This is a genomic window from Rhodococcus sp. C-2 (genome assembly GCF_027854095.1).
Classification (GTDB): Bacteria; Actinomycetota; Actinomycetes; order Mycobacteriales; family Mycobacteriaceae; genus Rhodococcus_F; species Rhodococcus_F qingshengii.
The window spans coordinates 460,865-477,173 of the sequence record NZ_JAQGFI010000001.1 but is presented as its reverse complement, the minus strand read 5'-3'; the positions used below and the strand labels follow the sequence as shown (position 1 = coordinate 477,173).

At 63.5% G+C, this 16,309-nt stretch carries 16 protein-coding genes; 9 read left to right on the top strand and 7 right to left on the bottom strand.

From position 1 onward, the window contains the following. Positions 1-78: 78 nt before the first annotated feature. Positions 79-576, bottom strand: coding sequence for a DUF3093 domain-containing protein (locus PCS43_RS02080; RefSeq protein WP_003942596.1), 498 nt, complete (start codon positions 574-576; stop codon positions 79-81). Positions 577-617: 41 nt separating this feature from the next. Here PCS43_RS02080 and dut point away from each other — a divergent pair, with 41 nt between their 5' ends. Both dut and PCS43_RS02070 read left to right on the top strand, forming a co-directional pair. Further along, positions 618-1,112 (top strand): dUTP diphosphatase, encoded by a 495-nt coding sequence (dut, locus tag PCS43_RS02075; RefSeq protein WP_003942635.1) that lies wholly within the window; start codon positions 618-620, stop codon positions 1,110-1,112. Between the two features lie 3 nt (positions 1,113-1,115). Beyond that, positions 1,116-1,955 carry a DUF3710 domain-containing protein gene (locus PCS43_RS02070; RefSeq protein WP_003942585.1) on the top strand — a complete coding sequence of 280 codons (840 nt, stop codon included), beginning with the start codon at positions 1,116-1,118 and terminating at the stop codon, positions 1,953-1,955. An 11-nt stretch (positions 1,956-1,966) separates the two neighbouring features. Here the strand turns inward: PCS43_RS02070 and PCS43_RS02065 are convergent, their stop codons facing one another. After that, positions 1,967-2,692: an alpha/beta fold hydrolase gene (locus PCS43_RS02065; RefSeq protein WP_003942605.1), complete on the bottom strand. Its 726-nt coding sequence runs from the start codon at positions 2,690-2,692 to the stop codon at positions 1,967-1,969. Positions 2,693-2,830: 138 nt separating this feature from the next. On the opposite strand from PCS43_RS02065, the gene PCS43_RS02060 reads away from it, so the two are divergent. Both PCS43_RS02060 and PCS43_RS02055 read left to right on the top strand, forming a co-directional pair. After that, positions 2,831-3,205, top strand: coding sequence for an OB-fold nucleic acid binding domain-containing protein (locus tag PCS43_RS02060; protein ID WP_003942613.1), 375 nt, complete (start codon positions 2,831-2,833; stop codon positions 3,203-3,205). 52 nt (positions 3,206-3,257) lie between these two features. After that, complete coding sequence (locus PCS43_RS02055) at positions 3,258-3,971, top strand: DUF3159 domain-containing protein (RefSeq protein ID WP_209908428.1); 714 nt, start codon at positions 3,258-3,260, stop codon at positions 3,969-3,971. Here the strand turns inward: PCS43_RS02055 and PCS43_RS02050 are convergent. The 3 genes from PCS43_RS02050 to PCS43_RS02040 all read right to left on the bottom strand — a co-directional run bounded on the left by PCS43_RS02050 (position 3,964) and on the right by PCS43_RS02040 (position 5,705). Further along, positions 3,964-4,257 carry a GNAT family N-acetyltransferase gene (locus PCS43_RS02050; RefSeq protein ID WP_003942641.1) on the bottom strand — a complete coding sequence of 98 codons (294 nt, stop codon included), beginning with the start codon at positions 4,255-4,257 and terminating at the stop codon, positions 3,964-3,966. The two genes, PCS43_RS02055 and PCS43_RS02050, sit on opposite strands and share 8 nt — an antisense overlap. A 33-nt stretch (positions 4,258-4,290) precedes the next feature. Then, the gene (locus tag PCS43_RS02045) at positions 4,291-4,953 is read right to left on the bottom strand and encodes a potassium channel family protein (RefSeq protein WP_003942632.1); all 663 of its coding nucleotides are present in this window, start codon (positions 4,951-4,953) and stop codon (positions 4,291-4,293) included. A gap of 86 nt (positions 4,954-5,039) precedes the next feature. Continuing rightward, on the bottom strand, positions 5,040-5,705 hold the full coding sequence (locus tag PCS43_RS02040) for a potassium channel family protein (protein WP_003942587.1): 666 nt from the start codon (positions 5,703-5,705) through the stop codon (positions 5,040-5,042). 171 nt (positions 5,706-5,876) lie between these two features. Between PCS43_RS02040 and PCS43_RS02035 the strand changes: the two genes are divergently transcribed. The 4 genes from PCS43_RS02035 (at position 5,877) to PCS43_RS02020 (ending at position 11,471) form a co-directional block, all read left to right on the top strand. After that, the gene (locus tag PCS43_RS02035; RefSeq protein ID WP_209908430.1) at positions 5,877-7,871 is read left to right on the top strand and encodes an APC family permease; all 1,995 of its coding nucleotides are present in this window, start codon (positions 5,877-5,879) and stop codon (positions 7,869-7,871) included. Between the two features lie 48 nt (positions 7,872-7,919). Beyond that, complete coding sequence (locus PCS43_RS02030) at positions 7,920-9,188, top strand: class I SAM-dependent RNA methyltransferase (RefSeq protein WP_209908432.1); 1,269 nt, start codon at positions 7,920-7,922, stop codon at positions 9,186-9,188. A 154-nt stretch (positions 9,189-9,342) separates the two neighbouring features. Further along, the gene (locus PCS43_RS02025) at positions 9,343-9,831 is read left to right on the top strand and encodes a MarR family winged helix-turn-helix transcriptional regulator (RefSeq protein ID WP_003942624.1); all 489 of its coding nucleotides are present in this window, start codon (positions 9,343-9,345) and stop codon (positions 9,829-9,831) included. A gap of 5 nt (positions 9,832-9,836) precedes the next feature. Continuing rightward, positions 9,837-11,471, top strand: a complete 1,635-nt coding sequence (locus tag PCS43_RS02020; protein WP_209908434.1) for an MDR family MFS transporter — start codon at positions 9,837-9,839, stop codon at positions 11,469-11,471. A gap of 51 nt (positions 11,472-11,522) precedes the next feature. On the opposite strand, the gene PCS43_RS02015 is transcribed toward PCS43_RS02020, so the two are convergent. Together PCS43_RS02015 and glsA are read right to left on the bottom strand one after the other, a co-directional pair. After that, positions 11,523-12,188 carry an SIMPL domain-containing protein gene (locus tag PCS43_RS02015; protein ID WP_209908437.1) on the bottom strand — a complete coding sequence of 222 codons (666 nt, stop codon included), beginning with the start codon at positions 12,186-12,188 and terminating at the stop codon, positions 11,523-11,525. Between the two features lie 9 nt (positions 12,189-12,197). Then, positions 12,198-14,024: a glutaminase A gene (glsA, locus tag PCS43_RS02010; RefSeq protein ID WP_125051007.1), complete on the bottom strand. Its 1,827-nt coding sequence runs from the start codon at positions 14,022-14,024 to the stop codon at positions 12,198-12,200. Positions 14,025-14,276: 252 nt separating this feature from the next. Between glsA and dxs the strand changes: the two genes are divergently transcribed. After that, entirely contained in the window at positions 14,277-16,223 is a 1,947-nt protein-coding gene (gene dxs / locus PCS43_RS02005; protein WP_007732868.1) for a 1-deoxy-D-xylulose-5-phosphate synthase, read from the top strand. Positions 16,224-16,309: the final 86 nt, after the last annotated feature.

The window sequence follows — 16,309 nt, the reverse complement described above, 5'->3', positions numbered from 1 at the left end:
TCCCTTCCCGGTGGTCGACCCGTCAGCGCGAGGGTCGACCAAGGGTCGGGAAGTACTGCTTTGCTGTGACCGCGCTGGTCAGAGATCCAGCGCAGCCAGCAGATCAGCGGGACGACGTGTGCTCACCAACCAGTACGGCGTGGGATCCTCCGGGTCGTCGAGCACGATCAACACCATTGTCTTGACCCATGGGCGATGCTGGACGAACGCCGACGGATCGAGTTGGCGCCCCATCGCAGCACTCTTCGCGGAAGCCGGCACTGCTGCCGCCCGTGAAATCAATTCGACCGGCAGGTGGGCTCTACCCACGTGCAGTTCCTTCACCCCTGCTGTCTCCACTACCTCGACGCGCATCCGGCTGAGCCAGAATGCCGCCCAGATCGGGATCGGGAGTAGTACGACGTACGCCAGGTACGAGAGAAGCCCCGGGCGGCCCATGTGGACCTCGGCCGCGAGGAGTCCGGCTACGGCCAGCCCGGCGATCCACCACCAGATCGGCACCCACAGGCGCTCGGAGTACAGCGTCGTGGACGGGGGCGTTGTGGTGGCGACGTCAGGTCGAGATGTTTCGGGCACCTGTCAAGGATAGTCCGTCGCTACGAGTAGTCTTGGCCCACGTGAGCGACCATCTCTCCATCGCCTTGAAGCGACTGGATCCAGACCTGCCCGTTCCACAGCGTGCGCATCCCGGAGATGCGGGTGTGGATCTGTGCTCCACCAGCGACGTCACCATCGAACCCGGCCACCGAACACTGGTCGGAACGGGGATCGCGATCGCTTTGCCGGTGGGCACCGTCGGGTTGATCCATCCGCGTTCCGGACTCGCCGCCAAATCGGGACTGTCGATCGTGAATGCGCCCGGAACCGTGGACGCGGGATACCGGGGCGAACTCAAGGTCTGCTTGATCAATCTCGATCCGGCCACAGCCATCGACATCCGCCGCGGTGACCGAATCGCTCAGCTCGTGGTTCAACGAGTCGAACTTCCGGTTTTCGAGGAAGTCGAATCGCTGGACGACACGACCAGAGGAACCGGAGGCTACGGTTCCAGCGGCGGGCACGCGATACTCGATACCGATGCGCCTGGCGCGGTAGTCGGAGAGGGAGTCTGAATCATGTTCGGACGCAAGAAGAAGACAGACGTCGACGAGGAAACCACCAGCTTCTTCGGTGACGAGAACGACGAGTCGGTGGAGATCGACGAGGTCGAAGACGATCTCGAAGTCACCGGCGACGAGTTCGGTGACGAATCGGAAGGCCCTTACGACATCTCGGAGATCGATTCCGACGATCCGACGGCAGGCCGTGACGGTCAGCGTCTTGATCTCGGTTCCGTTCTGGTGCCGATGCCGACCGGCGGGCAGTTGCAGGTCGAGATGGCGCCCAACGGTTCGCCGCAGGCCGTGCACCTGGTCACCGAGCACGGCCGCATCACGGTTGCTGCCTACGCCGCCCCGAAATCGCCCGGTCAGTGGCGTGAGGTCGTTGCCGAGCTCGCGCAGTCGCTTCGCGACGACAATTCCGCGGTGAGCGTCGAGAACGGCCCGTGGGGCCGTGAACTGGCTGCTGTGACGGCCAACATGGACCTGCGGTTCATCGGCGTCGACGGTCCCCGGTGGATGGTGCGCTGCGTGGTCGCGGGTCCGAGTGGATCCACCGCCGCGAACGCTCCTCTGGTGGCAATCGCACGGGACATCTTGCGTGACACCGTCGTCAACCGAGGATCAGAGCCGCATCCGGTGCGGACACCGCTGCCCGTGGTGCTCCCGCAGGTGCTCGCCGAGCAGTTGGCGGCCGCACACGAGCAGCAGTTGGCGGCAGCGCAGCAGCAACAGGTCGCCGCCCAGCAGCAACAGCAGTCAGCACCGCCCGCTCCGCCGGCACCTCCAGCACGGCCGACCCCGCCGCCTCGTAGCGGCGAATCCGGTTCTGCCATGCAGCAATTGGGTCAGTAACAGAATTTTCTTCAGGCGCTCGCGGTGGTATCGGATTCGATCGCCGCGAGCGCTTTGATGCAGGTGGACCCGAGAACCGCGGGGTCGCGCCCGATCATGTCGAGCGTCGTCGTGGCGACTGCGCCGCGGGGGAGTGAAGCCGCCCAGGCCTGCGCCACTGACGCGGGATGAACCGGATCGTCCACCGCCGACGCAATGCCGACCGGAACGCCCACCGCCCGTAGCGCGCTCTCGCCGAGTGAGTGGTACGACGCCGCCTCGTCGAGCGCAGCCGGGAGATCGGGCCACTGAGAGCGCCAGGAGCGCTCGAGTTCGGCTCCGAGCCACGCCGGACTCGACGCGAGCATCGCAGCGATCACCGACTCCAAGCCTTCGGAGCGCAGTTGCCCGGCGGTGAACCGCGCGCTCGCTGCTGCGGGGGCGTCGTCGGCCGAGCCCGTCCAGGCCGGAAGCGCTGCCAACACACTCACGGTTCGATCGGGATTGTCGGCGGCCCACTGGAGTGCAACGGCCGCTCCGATCGAGACCCCTCCGACGATGATTCGGCCGTGCGTGTCCGCGGCTCTGTCCATCGCGTCCAGATAGCCGTCCACGACACGCCGAGGGTCCGGTTCAATTGCGACGATGCGCACACCCAGAGCCTCCAGCGGCGCCCGGAATGCGCGGTCCGCGAAGTGGGCGTCAGAGCCTGTACCTGGGAGAACGACGGCAACGGTCGCCGATTCAGAGTTCTGCATCTCTTGATCTTGCCCGGTGCCCCCGAGACGCGGACTGACCGGTGTGGTTACACGCTCGTAATGGGTCTACAGTGGCGATCACACAGCCCTTCACGTGACGCGAAACCCTTGCGTCACACATGTTCGCAGGAGCGCGCAATGGCACCCGCCGCCGCAGGATATTTTCGTCGACTGACCCAGCGTCTGACCGAGGACGTCGACCAGTTGGACGCCCAGGAGATGGCCGAGTCCAACAAGGCTTCCGGAGGTCAGAAGGCATGCGATTGTCGTCGCGGTGAAGAAGTCACGATGGTGGGTCGACTCCGCAGCGTCGACGCGTGTCCCAAGTCGGGAAATGCCAGTATCGAGGCCGAGTTCTTCGATGGCACCGAGGTGATCAATCTCGTCTGGATCGGGCGTCGCCGGATCCCGGGAATCGAGACCGGTAAGACCCTGCTGATCCGCGGTCGTGTGGGCGAGCGTGACGGTCGCAAGGCGATCTTCAACCCTTATTACGAACTGCGCGGCGAATAGGCGCGTTTCCCGCATTTACCGTGCAACTCGGTGACTGTGGCACCCTCGACAGGTGACTGAAACACAACAGCGATCGGTAATCGACCAACTCGGCGGGCTGAGTGGTCTGATTTATTCGTCTTTGCCGATTCTGATTTTTGTCCCGGTCAACAGCATCTGGAATCTCACCGCGGCAATCTGGGCCGCATTGGGCGTCGCTGTCGCTATCGCGGCCTGGCGCCTCTTCCGCAAGGATTCCCTCCAACCCGCTATTTCCGGTTTTCTCGGAGTCGGAGTTTCCGCATTCATCGCCTACCGCACCGGCGACGCCAAAGGATATTTTCTCTTCGGTATCTACACGAGCCTCGCCTACGGTGCGGTCTTCCTGATTTCGATCCTCGTACGCTGGCCCCTCGTCGGAATCATCTGGGGCTATCTCAACGGGCACGGCAATCTCTGGCGCAAGCACAGCTCCGCCGTCCGGCTCTACGACGTCGCGACGGCAGCGTGGGCGTTGGTCTTCGGTGCGCGGTATCTCGTTCAGTCACAGCTCTACGACACCGACCACACCGGATGGCTCGCAGTCGCGCGTATCGGCATGGGTTGGCCGTTGACCGGTTTGGTGCTGCTCGTGACGGTCTGGGCTGTGCGTAAGGCCGATCGCATCGTCGAGCCTGAACCGGTTGTGGAGCCCGAAAGCAGCGAGCCCACCGCCACGGACGCAGGGTCCGAAGAGGTGGGCTCGGTGAATCTGACGAAGCCGCGCGAAGACCGCGATTTCAGCTGATCAGGTCCTGGTACTCGGGGTGCTTGTCGAGGAACTTCACGACGTACGGGCACACCGGGTGAACCTTGAGGCCGCGTGCTCGTAGGTCGTCCAGAGCCTGGCGGACGAGAACCCCGGCCAATCCGAAACCTTCGAAGGCGGGGTAGATCTCGGTGTGGTTGAACGAGACGACGTCACCGGAGGTGGTGTAGTCCTCGATCCCGGCGAGGTCGCCGTCGGCATGGATCTCGTACCGGCTCTGGGCCGGATTGTCGGTGACCACGGTGTTTTCGGGCGCTTGTGCCATGTGATTCCCTTTCGTCGTCAGTGTGTTCGTCGGTCAATTCTCCAGGCGGAGTGCAACGCGCAGCTGATCCTCGGCGTCGACGGCCGCAACGAAGAGCAGTTCGTCCCCGCCTTCGATGGGATCGTCCATCTGCGGGACGATCACGCGTCCGCCACGCAGGATGGTGACCAGTGCGCAGTCTCGCGGAAGTTCGAGTTTCTTGACGGCTTTTCCGGCAAGAGGTGTGTTGTCGGGCAACGTGATCTCGACGAGGTTGGCCTGTCCCTGCCGCAGTGTCATCAGTTTGACCAGGTCACCGACCGAGACGGCCTCTTCGACGAGCGAAGCGAGCATCCGCGGTGTCGAGACGGCGACGTCCACGCCCCAGGACTCGTCGAAGAGCCACTCGTTGCGGGGATCGTTGACGCGGGCGACAACTCGGCGAACACCGAACTCGGTTTTCGCGAGCAGACTGAGGACCAGGTTTGCCTTGTCGTCTCCGGTCGCGGCAATCACGACCTCGTACGACTCCATCGACGCGTCCTCGAGTCTGCTGAGTTCGCAGGCGTCCGCGTGCACCCACTTCGCCTCGGGCACCGACTCCGGTTCGATGTGATCGAGTTTGCGTTCGATCAACATGACGTCATGTGAGCTTCGAATCAGCTCTCGCGCAATGGAACGGCCTACGGCGCCGGCTCCGGCGATGGCGACCTTCATCGAGAACTTCCAATCACGTTGTAGTGCAACACAGTCGCAGTCTTGTTGTGGGGGGCGGCGTACTGATCAGTCATCTGCGGCCTCCCTCAGTCGTCGCTCGGCGGCGGGTTGCCGGCCAGTGCGACAGCTTCGGCGACGGTTCCCGACACGGCGGCGATGTAGACCTGATCGTCGGCCTGGATGACAGTCTTGCGGTCGGGGAGAATGCCGGTCCCGAAGCGGATGATGAAGGCGACTCTCGAACTGGTCGCGCCCTCGAGGAGCGCGATCGGCTTGCCCGCCCAATCCTCGTGCAGGGCAAGTTCGGTGATGGCGACAGTGCCCGAAGGATCGCGCCACTTCGCAGTCTGACTTTCCTTGGTCAACGTGTGCAGGAAACGATCCGTCGACCACGGCACGGTGGCGACCGTGGGAATGCCGAGTCGCTCGTAAACGGCGGCACGCTTGGCGTCGTAAATACGTGCGACGACGCGTTCGACGCCGAAAGTCTCGCGTGCGACTCGCGCTGCGATGATGTTGGAATTGTCTCCCGAGGACACCGCGGCAAAGGCGTCGGCCCGCTCGATTCCCGCCCGGACCAGCACGTCACGGTCGAACCCCATTCCCAGAACCTTGGTTCCCGGGAAGTCGAGATCGAGACGCAGAAACGCACTCTGATCGCGGTCGATGACGGCGACCTCATGTCCGATCCTGGTCAGAGACGCGGCGAGGGAAGAACCCACTCGACCGCACCCCATGATGACGACATACACGCCCTACTCCGTTCATGGACCCTCATGGCGCGATTGCACGCCGAATCGAACGGTACAGCCCCTCACGGGAAGAGCAAGTACAACGGTCGCCCGCGTGCCGGTTGTCACGACAAAAGGTGAAGTTGGGGCTCTGATGACTCCGAATCGGGCGAGACGGCTTACGCTTTGCACGTGTCTAAGCTCTCGACCGCTACCAAGCGGCTCCTGCTCGGTCGGCCGTTCCGAAGCGACAAACTCGGGCACACGCTGCTACCCAAGCGAATTGCACTACCGGTCTTCGCGTCCGACGCGATGTCGTCCGTCGCGTATGCCCCCGAAGAAATCTTCCTGGTTCTCTCCGTCGCGGGTATTTCCGCGTATGCGTACACCCCCTGGATCGGATTGTCCGTCGCCATCGTCATGGCTGTGGTGGTGGCGAGCTACCGCCAGAACGTCCACGCATACCCCTCCGGTGGCGGCGACTACGAGGTCGCGACGGTCAACCTCGGCCCGACCGCCGGTCTGACCGTCGGTAGTGCGCTGATGGTCGACTACGTGCTGACGGTCGCCGTGTCGATCTCGTCGGCGGCGTCGAACATCGGCTCGGCGCTACCGTTCGTCGCGCAGCACAAGGTGTTGTTCGCAGTTGCGGCGATCGTGTTGCTGACCGCGGTCAACCTTCGCGGTATCCGTGAATCGGGGACCGCGTTCGCAATTCCGACCTACGCATTCATCGTCGGCATGTTCCTGATGCTCGGGTGGGGATTCTTCCGGATCTACGTCCTCGGCGAGGATGTGCACGCGGAATCGTCGTCGTTCACGCTCAACGCCGAGGATTCGCATCTGTACGGAATTGCCTTCGCGTTCCTGATCGCCCGCGCATTCTCCTCGGGCTGTGCCGCACTGACCGGCGTCGAGGCCATCAGCAACGGCGTACCGGCGTTCCAGAAGCCGAAGTCGCGCAACGCTGCCACGACCTTGCTGCTGCTCGGGTCGATCGCCATCGTCCTGCTGATGGGCATCATCATCCTGGCTCAGAAGATCGGCATCGTCTACGCACACAATCCGCAGGAACAGCTGCTCGGAGCGCCGGAGGGCTACCATCAGAAGACCTTGATCGCGCAGATCGCCGAAGCCGTGTTCAGTGGTTTCCCGATCGGTTTCTTCTTCATGGCGATCGTCACGGCACTGATCCTGGTTCTGGCCGCGAACACCGCGTTCAACGGATTTCCGGTACTCGGATCGATCCTGGCGCAGGATCGGTACCTACCGCGTCAGCTGCACACGCGCGGCGACCGACTGGCATTCAGCAACGGAATCCTCTTCCTCTCCGGTGCTGCCATCGCATTCGTCGTGGTGTTCGGCGCCGAGGTCACCAAGCTCATCCAGTTGTACATCGTCGGCGTCTTCGTCTCGTTCGTGCTCAGCCAGACGGGCATGATCAAGCACTGGACTCGGCATCTGAAGTCCGAGACCGACAAGGCGCAACGGGCCCGTATGCAGCGCTCGCGAGTGATCAATTCGATCGGTCTGGCAATGACCGCCACCGTCTTGATCATCGTTCTGATCACCAAGTTCGCTGCCGGCGCATGGATCGCCATCGTCGCGATGGTCGCGATCTTCATCGTGATGAAGATGATCCGCAAGCACTACGACAGCGTCGCAGCCGAGCTCGAGGAGCAGGAGTGGGACGGCGTACTGCCCAGCCGCACGCACTCGATCGTGCTCGTCTCGAAGTTGCACATGCCGACGATGCGAGCTCTCGCCTACGCGCGAGCCACGCGACCGGACACCCTCGAAGCCATCACGGTCAACGTCGACGAGCCGGACACCCGCGCACTCGTGCGGGAGTGGGAGAAGAGTGACGTGACGGTTCCGCTCAAGGTGATCGAGTCGCCGTACCGCGAAATCACCAAGCCGGTTCTCGACTACGTCAAGCGTGTACGACGCGATGCCCCACGTGACGTCGTCACCGTCTTCATTCCCGAGTACGTCGTCGGACACTGGTGGGAGCAGATCCTGCACAACCAGAGTGCGCTCCGCCTCAAGAGCCGCCTGCTCTTCCAGCCCGGCGTGATGGTGACGAGCGTTCCGTGGCAGCTGAGTTCGTCGGCAAAGGCGAAGCCGCTCGACATCGAGAAGACCGCAGGTGCCACGCGTCGCGGTTACGACACCGGCGAGAAATGATCACCGGCGAAAAATGATCGGCAACATCGAAATGGCAGGCGTAGTTCGTTGAGTGAGAATTGGACCGGACAGACCTTCGAGGTCGATCTGGGCAACCCCGGTCACGGCGGGTTCGTCGTCGCCCGGCACGAGGGGCGGGTCGTGTTCGTCCGTCACGGTTTGCCGGGGGAGCGGGCGCTGGTCCGGGTGACCGAGGACAAGGGCGGATCGTTCTGCCGCGCCGACGCGATCACCGTTCTCGACGCTTCTCCGCATCGGATCGATCCGACATGCCCGATCTCCGGCCCGGGCGGGGCGGGCTGCTGCGACTACTCGCACGCGGATCTGAGCGTCCAACGTGAGATGAAGACCTCGGTCGTGCGGGAGCAGCTTCTGCGACTGGCTCGTGTCGAATCGGACGTCGAGGTAGAGGAACTGCCCGGAACCGGAGACGGAACGGGTTGGCGCACGCGAGTCCGGTTGGCGGTGGACGGGCACGGTGTCGCCGGATACCACGCGTACCGCAGCAACCGGATCGTCACAGACCTCCGGTGCACCCAGATCGATCAGAGCGCGTACGACGGTCTCGGCGGTGCGCAGTGGGCGCCAGGTAGCGAGCTGCAGGTCGTTCTCGACGCTGCCGGCGAGCGGCACGTCGTGGAAATCGCGGCACCCGCGGTGTCCAGGACGGGACGGCGGACGCCCGGGCGACGCGGCGCGATGGCACGCCGAGCGGCAAGCGGCGGCCCGCGAAAGACCCGAGTTGCCATCGGATCGGACACAGTGATCGAGCGCGTCGGCAGTCGAGAATGGGCGCTGGCCGCGACCGGTTTCTGGCAGGCCCATCGCGGCGCTGCGGCCGCGTACTCACAGGTGGTCGGGGAGTGGGCCGGAGCCGCTACCGCGGACACGGCCTGGGATCTCTACGGCGGTGTCGGCGTGTTCGCAGCTGCGCTCGCCGAGCTTGTCGGTCCGTCCGGCGTGGTGGAGTCGGTCGAATCTTCGGCGCGTGCAGTCGCGGACGGGCAGGCAGCGCTGTCCGATCTCGGTCAGGTGCGCTTCCACAGCGCCCGCGTCGAGAACATCATCGCGGATCTGGAGCGTTCGCCTGCTGTCGTCGTACTCGACCCGCCACGTGCGGGGGCCGGCCGTCAGGTCGTGGAAGCTCTCGCCTCAACGGGCGCTGAGCGGATAGTCCACATCGGGTGCGACCCGGCGTCGTTCGGTCGCGATATCGGCCTCTACCTGGAGCAGGGCTTCAGAATCGGTGGCCTCCGGGCGTTCGACGCGTTCCCTCAGACTCACCACATGGAGTGCATCGCGCTTCTCGAACGCTGAGACGTCCCGAAATCTTTCCCTGAAACGGTGTGACGCTTCTCGCGTTCACAACAGTTGCTTGCATTACGCAACTAATCGTATAGTTTCGTTCTGCAAGTAGTTTTCCGTTTTCAAGTCACGGCTCGTTCGGGCCACTCGAATTCAGGGGTAGGCAATGTCGGTACAGCCGGAGACGGCCCAAGCGCTCGTCGACACGATCTTCATGTTCGGCAGATCGCTGCGAGCCGCGGTCACCACCGGTGCAGACAGCCTGCTGCCGCCTGCGCTGGTCAGTGTGTTGTTCATGCTGGCAGCGCGTGGGGAGTGCCGACAGAACGAATTGGCCGTCGATCTGTGTGTCAGTCAGTCGTCGCTCAGCCGACAAATGTCGGATCTGGTCGACGCTGGGTATGTCGAGAGAAATCCCGATCCGGCTGACAAGCGGGCGTTCCGCATCCGAGTATCGGAAGAGGGACACGACGTTTTACGGAGAACCACGCAGCGGCGTGCGGCGCGTTTGCGCAACATGCTCGAAGACTGGAGCCAGGAAGAGGCCATGGCCGCAGTGACATCGCTGCAACGTCTCAACGAGACGTTCGGCGCATCGAATCGGCAGGCCTCACCGGCAGTTCCGCACACGGGCGTAGAAAGTATTGGGAGATAAGGCACATGGCAGCAACAGTAGGAGAAACCCGGGCAAGTACCGGAGGTGACGGATCGGCTCGCGAAGCGGGCGCGATGACTCACCGCGAAATTCTCGAAGCACTCACCGGACTCATCGCAGCGCTGTTCACCGCGCTGCTCAGCAGCACCATCGTTTCCACAGCGCTTCCCACGATCATCGGTGAACTGCACGGAACTCAGACGCAGTACGCCTGGATCATCACGACAGCGTTGCTCGCCACCGCGGCGTCGACGCCGATCTGGGGCAAGCTTGCCGACCTCTACAACAAGAAGGTCCTGGTCCAGACCGCGATCGTCATCTTCGTGATCGGCTCGGTCATCGCCGGCGCGGCGCACAACGTTCCGTTGCTGCTCGGTGCGCGTGTCATCCAGGGCATCGGTATGGGCGGTCTGACCGCTCTCGTCGTAGCCATCATCGGCACGATCATCCCGCCGCGAGATCGCGGTCGCTACTCCGGATACATGGGTGCGGCCATGGCCGTCTCGATGTCCGGTGGACCGATCCTCGGCGGCGTCCTCGTGGACACTGCCGGCTGGCGCTGGTGCTTCTACGTATGTGTTCCGCTGGCAGTCATCGCATTGTTCCTGCTTCAGCGCACACTGCACGTCGAGACCGTGAAGAAGGACAACGTCTCCATTGACTGGATGGGCGCCACCTTGCTCACCGCCGGTGTCAGCGTCCTGCTGATCTGGGTTTCGTTTGCCGGTCAGGACGACTACTACGCCTGGTTCTCGAAGGAGTCGGCCTTCTTCGTCATCGGTGGTCTGGCCCTGCTCGGCCTGACGATGTTCGTCGAATCCAAGGTCAAGGATCCGATCCTGCCGATCAAGATCATCACCGAGCGCACAACGGCTCTCGCGATCATCGCCTCGATCGCAGTTGGTGTCGGCCTCTTCGGCGCGACGACGTTCCTGACGCAGTACTTCCAGACCGCACGCGGATTCGATCCCACCGAAGCCGGATTGCTCACCATTCCGATGGTCGCTGGCATGCTCGTCGCCTCGGTCGGCTCGGGCCAGCTGATCACCAAGTTCGGTCAGTGGAAGCCCTTCATCGTCGCCGGCGCAGTTCTGCTGCTGGTCGGTTTCGGGCTGCTGTCGACGATCGACCACGCAACCAGCCTGTGGACAATCGGAATCTTCATCGCCATCGTGGGTCTCGGTACCGGCATGCTGATGCAGAACATCGTTCTCGCCGTGCAGAACACGGTCAGCGTCGAGAACATCGGCGCGGCCAGCAGTATCGTGGCGTTCTTCCGCACCTTCGGCGGCGCGATCGGCGTGTCGGTGCTCGGTTCGATTCTCGCGACCCGCGTCAAGACGCTGACAGTCGATTCGGTCTCCACCTTGCCGCCCGAGCAGCAGGCAGTAGCTGGAAAGAGCCTCCAGGACGGCCTCGACCTGAGCAATATGCCTGACTTCGTCTCGCAGATCGTTCGGTTCGCCTACGGCGACGCAACAGGACGGATCTTCCTGGTCGCAGCCGTCGTCGCCGTGGTCACGCTCGTGTCGGTCATCTTCATCCCGAACCGTCCGTTGCGCACCACCATCGACATGGCAACCCCCGACGCCGAGCAGAAGTACGAAGACGAGCGCGAAGAGAAGAACCTCACTCGCTGATCCGCATGCCCGGCTGGTCTACTGCCGGCAGCGTCTTCTGAACTACTGTTGTCACGCCATAGCCCATCGAACGCGGACCGAGATCGATTCTTCGATCTCTCCGCGTTCGACGGCTATCGGGGCCGAATCCGCTTTCATCGCCGCGACACGTCCGCGCATCGGCACGATCTGGTCGAAGTCCTCGAGCACCTCGAGGACTTCGACCAGATCTTTGTCTGCCAGGCCTGCGAACTGTCTGGCCTTCGATTCGGCTGCCGTCCAGGCCAATTCGCGTGCTCTTGTCGCCAGATCGCTGCGGTCGTCGAGATCGAACTCCAGTCCGTCGAGCCGAATCGCGTCGCCACCCACCGATACACATGCCGCGATGACGGCAGCGGGGGAGTTCGCCGCTTCCGGCTCCAGCTCTCGCAGTACGACTCGGAAAGTTGTCGATGCCGTGAATCCTGTTGTCTCCTGGCGGCCTCCGTCGCTCCAGTGAGTCTGCGGATGGACGCTCAGCCCGGCGGTGGTGAGGTCCGCTCCGCGCACACCGCGCGCGTGCAGGGTCTCGGTCAGGGCAGTGGACAGACGCGCGACGGCGTCGAACGCGTCGGAAACGGCCGTCTGTGTCACCGATACTCCGATCGTCAATCGCACGATGTCGGGAACAGCTGTTGCAGTGGCGGTTCCGGTTACCGTGACAGTGGACGGATCCGAGGTGAAGGCGGTGGTGGGCACGTGTGGTTCCTATCCGATTCGTCCGGCGGATATGACACTCCGCAACATCAGGTCCAATTGCTCGTAGGCGCCCGCAGCCAGTCGTTCGAGAAGCGCAAGTTTCAACTCGGGTGCCTGTGCGGTCAGTTCTGCATATCGCTCCGGAGTCAGCACGGCCACGGTGACCGTGGAATCGGCGCGGATGTCGTTGAGGAACGGAGTGTCGAGGAACATCGTCATCTCGCCGAACGTCATTCCGGCGGAGAGCGTCGTGATGCGGTGCTCGACCCCGTGCGCGTCGGTGAACATGGTGCTGACCTGGCCACTGAGAATCAGATAGAACCCCGAGGCCGCTTCGCCTCGGCGGGCGATCTTCTCGCCGCGGGCATAGGTTCGCGTCTCCAGTTCTGCGGAGAATCCCTCGATCTGCGCCGCGGACAGAGCATCGAGAACTGGGTGGTCCTCGATCGAGATCGTCGACGCCTGCCGATCGGCCTCACAATGCACCGCAAGCAGCGTGTCTTCGCACCACTGCATGGCGGAATCGAGATCCGCAAAAACCCGACCACTTCTTCTGGCGGGGTCGATGCTCGAACTTCGTTGTCCCAGCAGTCCTTGCGGATCGACGACGGCCACAGCACAAGCCTGCGCGGCCAGCTGAACCTGCAGCGCAGTGATCATGCGTACCGCGACGTCGCTGGCGTCGTCGACGCGGCGGACGTCGATGACGACAACTTCGAGGCCCTCGTCCACCGAGCCGATTTCGCGGACCGCCGATTCGGCACCGGTGAAGAGGAGATCGCCGTGCAGTTCGTAGACCCGGCTGCGCTTGCCGACGTCGTCGAGCACGGCTTGTTCGGTCGGGGTGCGTCGTACTCGCGACGGTGCTTCGATGACGCTGTATCTGGCCCGGATCGACGAGCGTGACGCCCGCGTCACGTGGAGGAAGTGCAGTTCGAGTTCCTTCGACAGTGCCCGGGCAGAAGCAACTCCGCGAACACTGTTGCCGTGAACGTCGAGCCTGGGGGAGTACACGGCGATGCCGATCTGGCCCGGCAGAACCGCCAGCACTCCGCCGCCGACACCGCTCTTGGCCGGCAATCCGACCTCTACCAGCCACTTGCCGGCGCCGTCGTACATTCCGCACGTAGCCATGACGCTGAGGACCTGTTCGACGCCTGCGGGTGCCAGCGCGCGCTCGTGGGTGAGCGGATTGACACCGTTGTTCGCCATCGTCGCAGCCATCAGACTCAGGTCGCGGCAGGTCACGTCGATCGAGCATTGACGGAAATACAGGTCGACGGCCTCGTCGGGATTGCCGGTGATGACGTCGAAGGATCGCAGCATGTGGCCGATCGCACGGTTGCGGTGACCGGTGCGGGCCTCGGAGGTGTAGACGGCTTCGTTGAAGGTCAGCTCGCGGCCTGCGTATCGCGAGTACGCCGAGCGGATGCGCTCGAAGCGGGCCTCGGGATTCGGTCCGGCAACCAGTGATGCAGCGGTGATAGCCCCGGCATTGATCATGGGGTTTCGTGGCCGTTCGGTGAGCGGGTCGAGGCTGATTTCGTTGAACGGCTCGCCGGATGGTTCGACGTCGATTTTCGCGGCAACCGCCTCGCTTCCTCGATCGGCGAGAGCCAAGGCGTAGGTGAAGGGCTTCGAGATCGACTGAATGGTGAACGGGATTCGCGAGTCACCGATCTCGTAGACGTAACCGTCTACGGTGGCGATGCAGATTCCGAACGAATCGGGGGCGACCGCCGCGAGTTCGGGGATGTAGTCGGCCAACTCGCCTTCGTCGAGTGATCGGACTTCGTCGAACACTCGCGTTATCAGGTCGTCGACCACAGTTCCCATACGTCGACCTTAAGCTGACATGGCGGTCGTTTTGTGGAAGAAGAGTTGCCGAGTCGATCGCGACGGATCCCATTTGTCTGTGATTGCGATCACGAGCGATCCGCGGGATTTCGCTGTTACGCGAAGTCACACCGGAATCGGGCCGAGTCCGCGTGTCGGTTCGCCGGAACGCTCCGTAGACTGGCAGCACTGTCGCGAAGACAGCCGCGGCGCGCACCGGTGCAGCTGTGAAGCACGGAGGGAGCGATCTCGTTGGGTGTTCTTGCCCGCATTCAGGGTCCTGACGATCTACGTCAGTTGAGCCACGCCGAGATGACGGAGTTGGCCGACGAGATTCGTGAGTTCCTCGTGCTGAAGGTCGCTGCGACCGGTGGTCACCTCGGGCCCAACTTGGGCGTCGTGGAGTTGACCCTCGCACTGCACCGAATTTTCGACTCGCCGCAGGACGCGATCATCTTCGACACGGGCCATCAGGCCTATGTACACAAGATCCTCACCGGTCGTCAGGATCAGTTCGACACTCTGCGTAAGCAGGGTGGACTGTCCGGGTATCCGTGCCGCGCCGAGAGCGAACACGACTGGGTCGAGTCTTCTCACGCTTCCGCCGCGTTGTCCTATGCCGACGGCCTCGCGAAGGCCTTCGCGCTGACGGGTCAGAATCGCCACGTAGTTGCCGTCGTCGGTGACGGCGCGCTGACCGGCGGAATGTGTTGGGAAGCTCTCAACAACATCGCGGCAGGCAAGGACCGTTCGGTGGTGATCGTCGTCAACGACAACGGTCGCTCGTACGCACCGACCATCGGCGGACTCGCCGACCATCTCTCGGCACTGCGCACTGCGCCGAGTTACGAGCGCGCCCTCGACAGTGGCCGACGCATGGTCAAGAGACTGCCCTGGGTGGGGCGCACCGCGTACTCCGTCCTGCACGGAATGAAGGCGGGTCTCAAAGACGCGGTCAGCCCTCAGGTCATGTTCACCGATCTCGGTATCAAATACCTCGGACCGGTGGACGGACACGACGAAGCCGCCATGGAATCGGCATTGCGCCGGGCGAAGGCCTACGGCGGACCGGTCATCGTGCATGCCGTCACTCGTAAGGGCAACGGTTACGCACACGCCGAGAACGACGTGGCCGACCAGATGCATGCCACCGGTGTCATCGATCCCGTCACCGGTCGCGGCACCAAGTCGTCCGCGCCGGACTGGACGTCGGTCTTCTCGGCCGCGTTGATCGAGCAGGCTTCGCGTCGTGAGGACATCGTCGCCATCACCGCGGCGATGGCCGGGCCCACCGGCCTCGCGGCCTTCGGTGAGAAGTTCCCCGATCGGATCTTCGACGTCGGTATCGCCGAGCAGCATGCGATGACCTCGGCCGCCGGTCTTGCACTGGGCGGACTTCACCCCGTCGTTGCTATCTACTCGACCTTCCTCAATCGGGCTTTCGACCAGTTGTTGATGGACGTCGCTCTACTCAAGCAACCGGTGACAGTCGTGCTCGACCGCGCCGGGGTCACCGGAGTCGACGGTGCCAGCCATAACGGGGTCTGGGATCTTTCGCTGCTCGGAATCATCCCCGGAATCCGCGTCGCGGCACCGCGTGACGCCGACACACTGCGGGAAGAGCTGGACGAGGCACTTCTCGTCGACGACGGCCCAACCGTCGTTCGTTTCCCGAAGGGCGCTGTACCCGAAGCGATTCCGGCCGTGAAGCGACTCGACGGAATGGTCGACGTTCTCAAGTCCAGCGAGGGTGAGCGCGGCGACGTGCTCCTCGTCGCGGTGGGCCCGTTTGCATCCCTGGCACTCGAGATTGCCGAGCGGCTCGACAAGCAGGGCATCTCGGTTGCCGTCGTCGATCCGCGGTGGGTTCTGCCGGTCGCGGATTCGCTGGTGAAGATGGCGGACAAGTACGCCCTCGTGGTCACCATCGAAGACGGTGGTCTGCACGGCGGCATCGGTTCGACGGTCTCGGCCGCGATGCGGGCAGCCGGAGTGCACACGTCGTGCCGCGACATGGGCGTTCCCCAGCAGTTCCTCGATCACGCCAGCCGCGAGGCCATCCACAAGGAACTCGGACTCACGGCTCAGGACCTCTCCCGCAAGATCACCGGCTGGGTGGCGGGGATGGGCAGCGTCGGCGTCCACGTCCAGGAAGACGCGTCCTCGGCGTCGGCTCAAGGTGAAGTCGCGCAAGGCTGACAGCTCGTCTCACGATAATCTTCACTACGATCTCGAAAAGCGGTGGCTCACGGATCAATCCGAGGGCCACCGCTTTCGGTGAAATC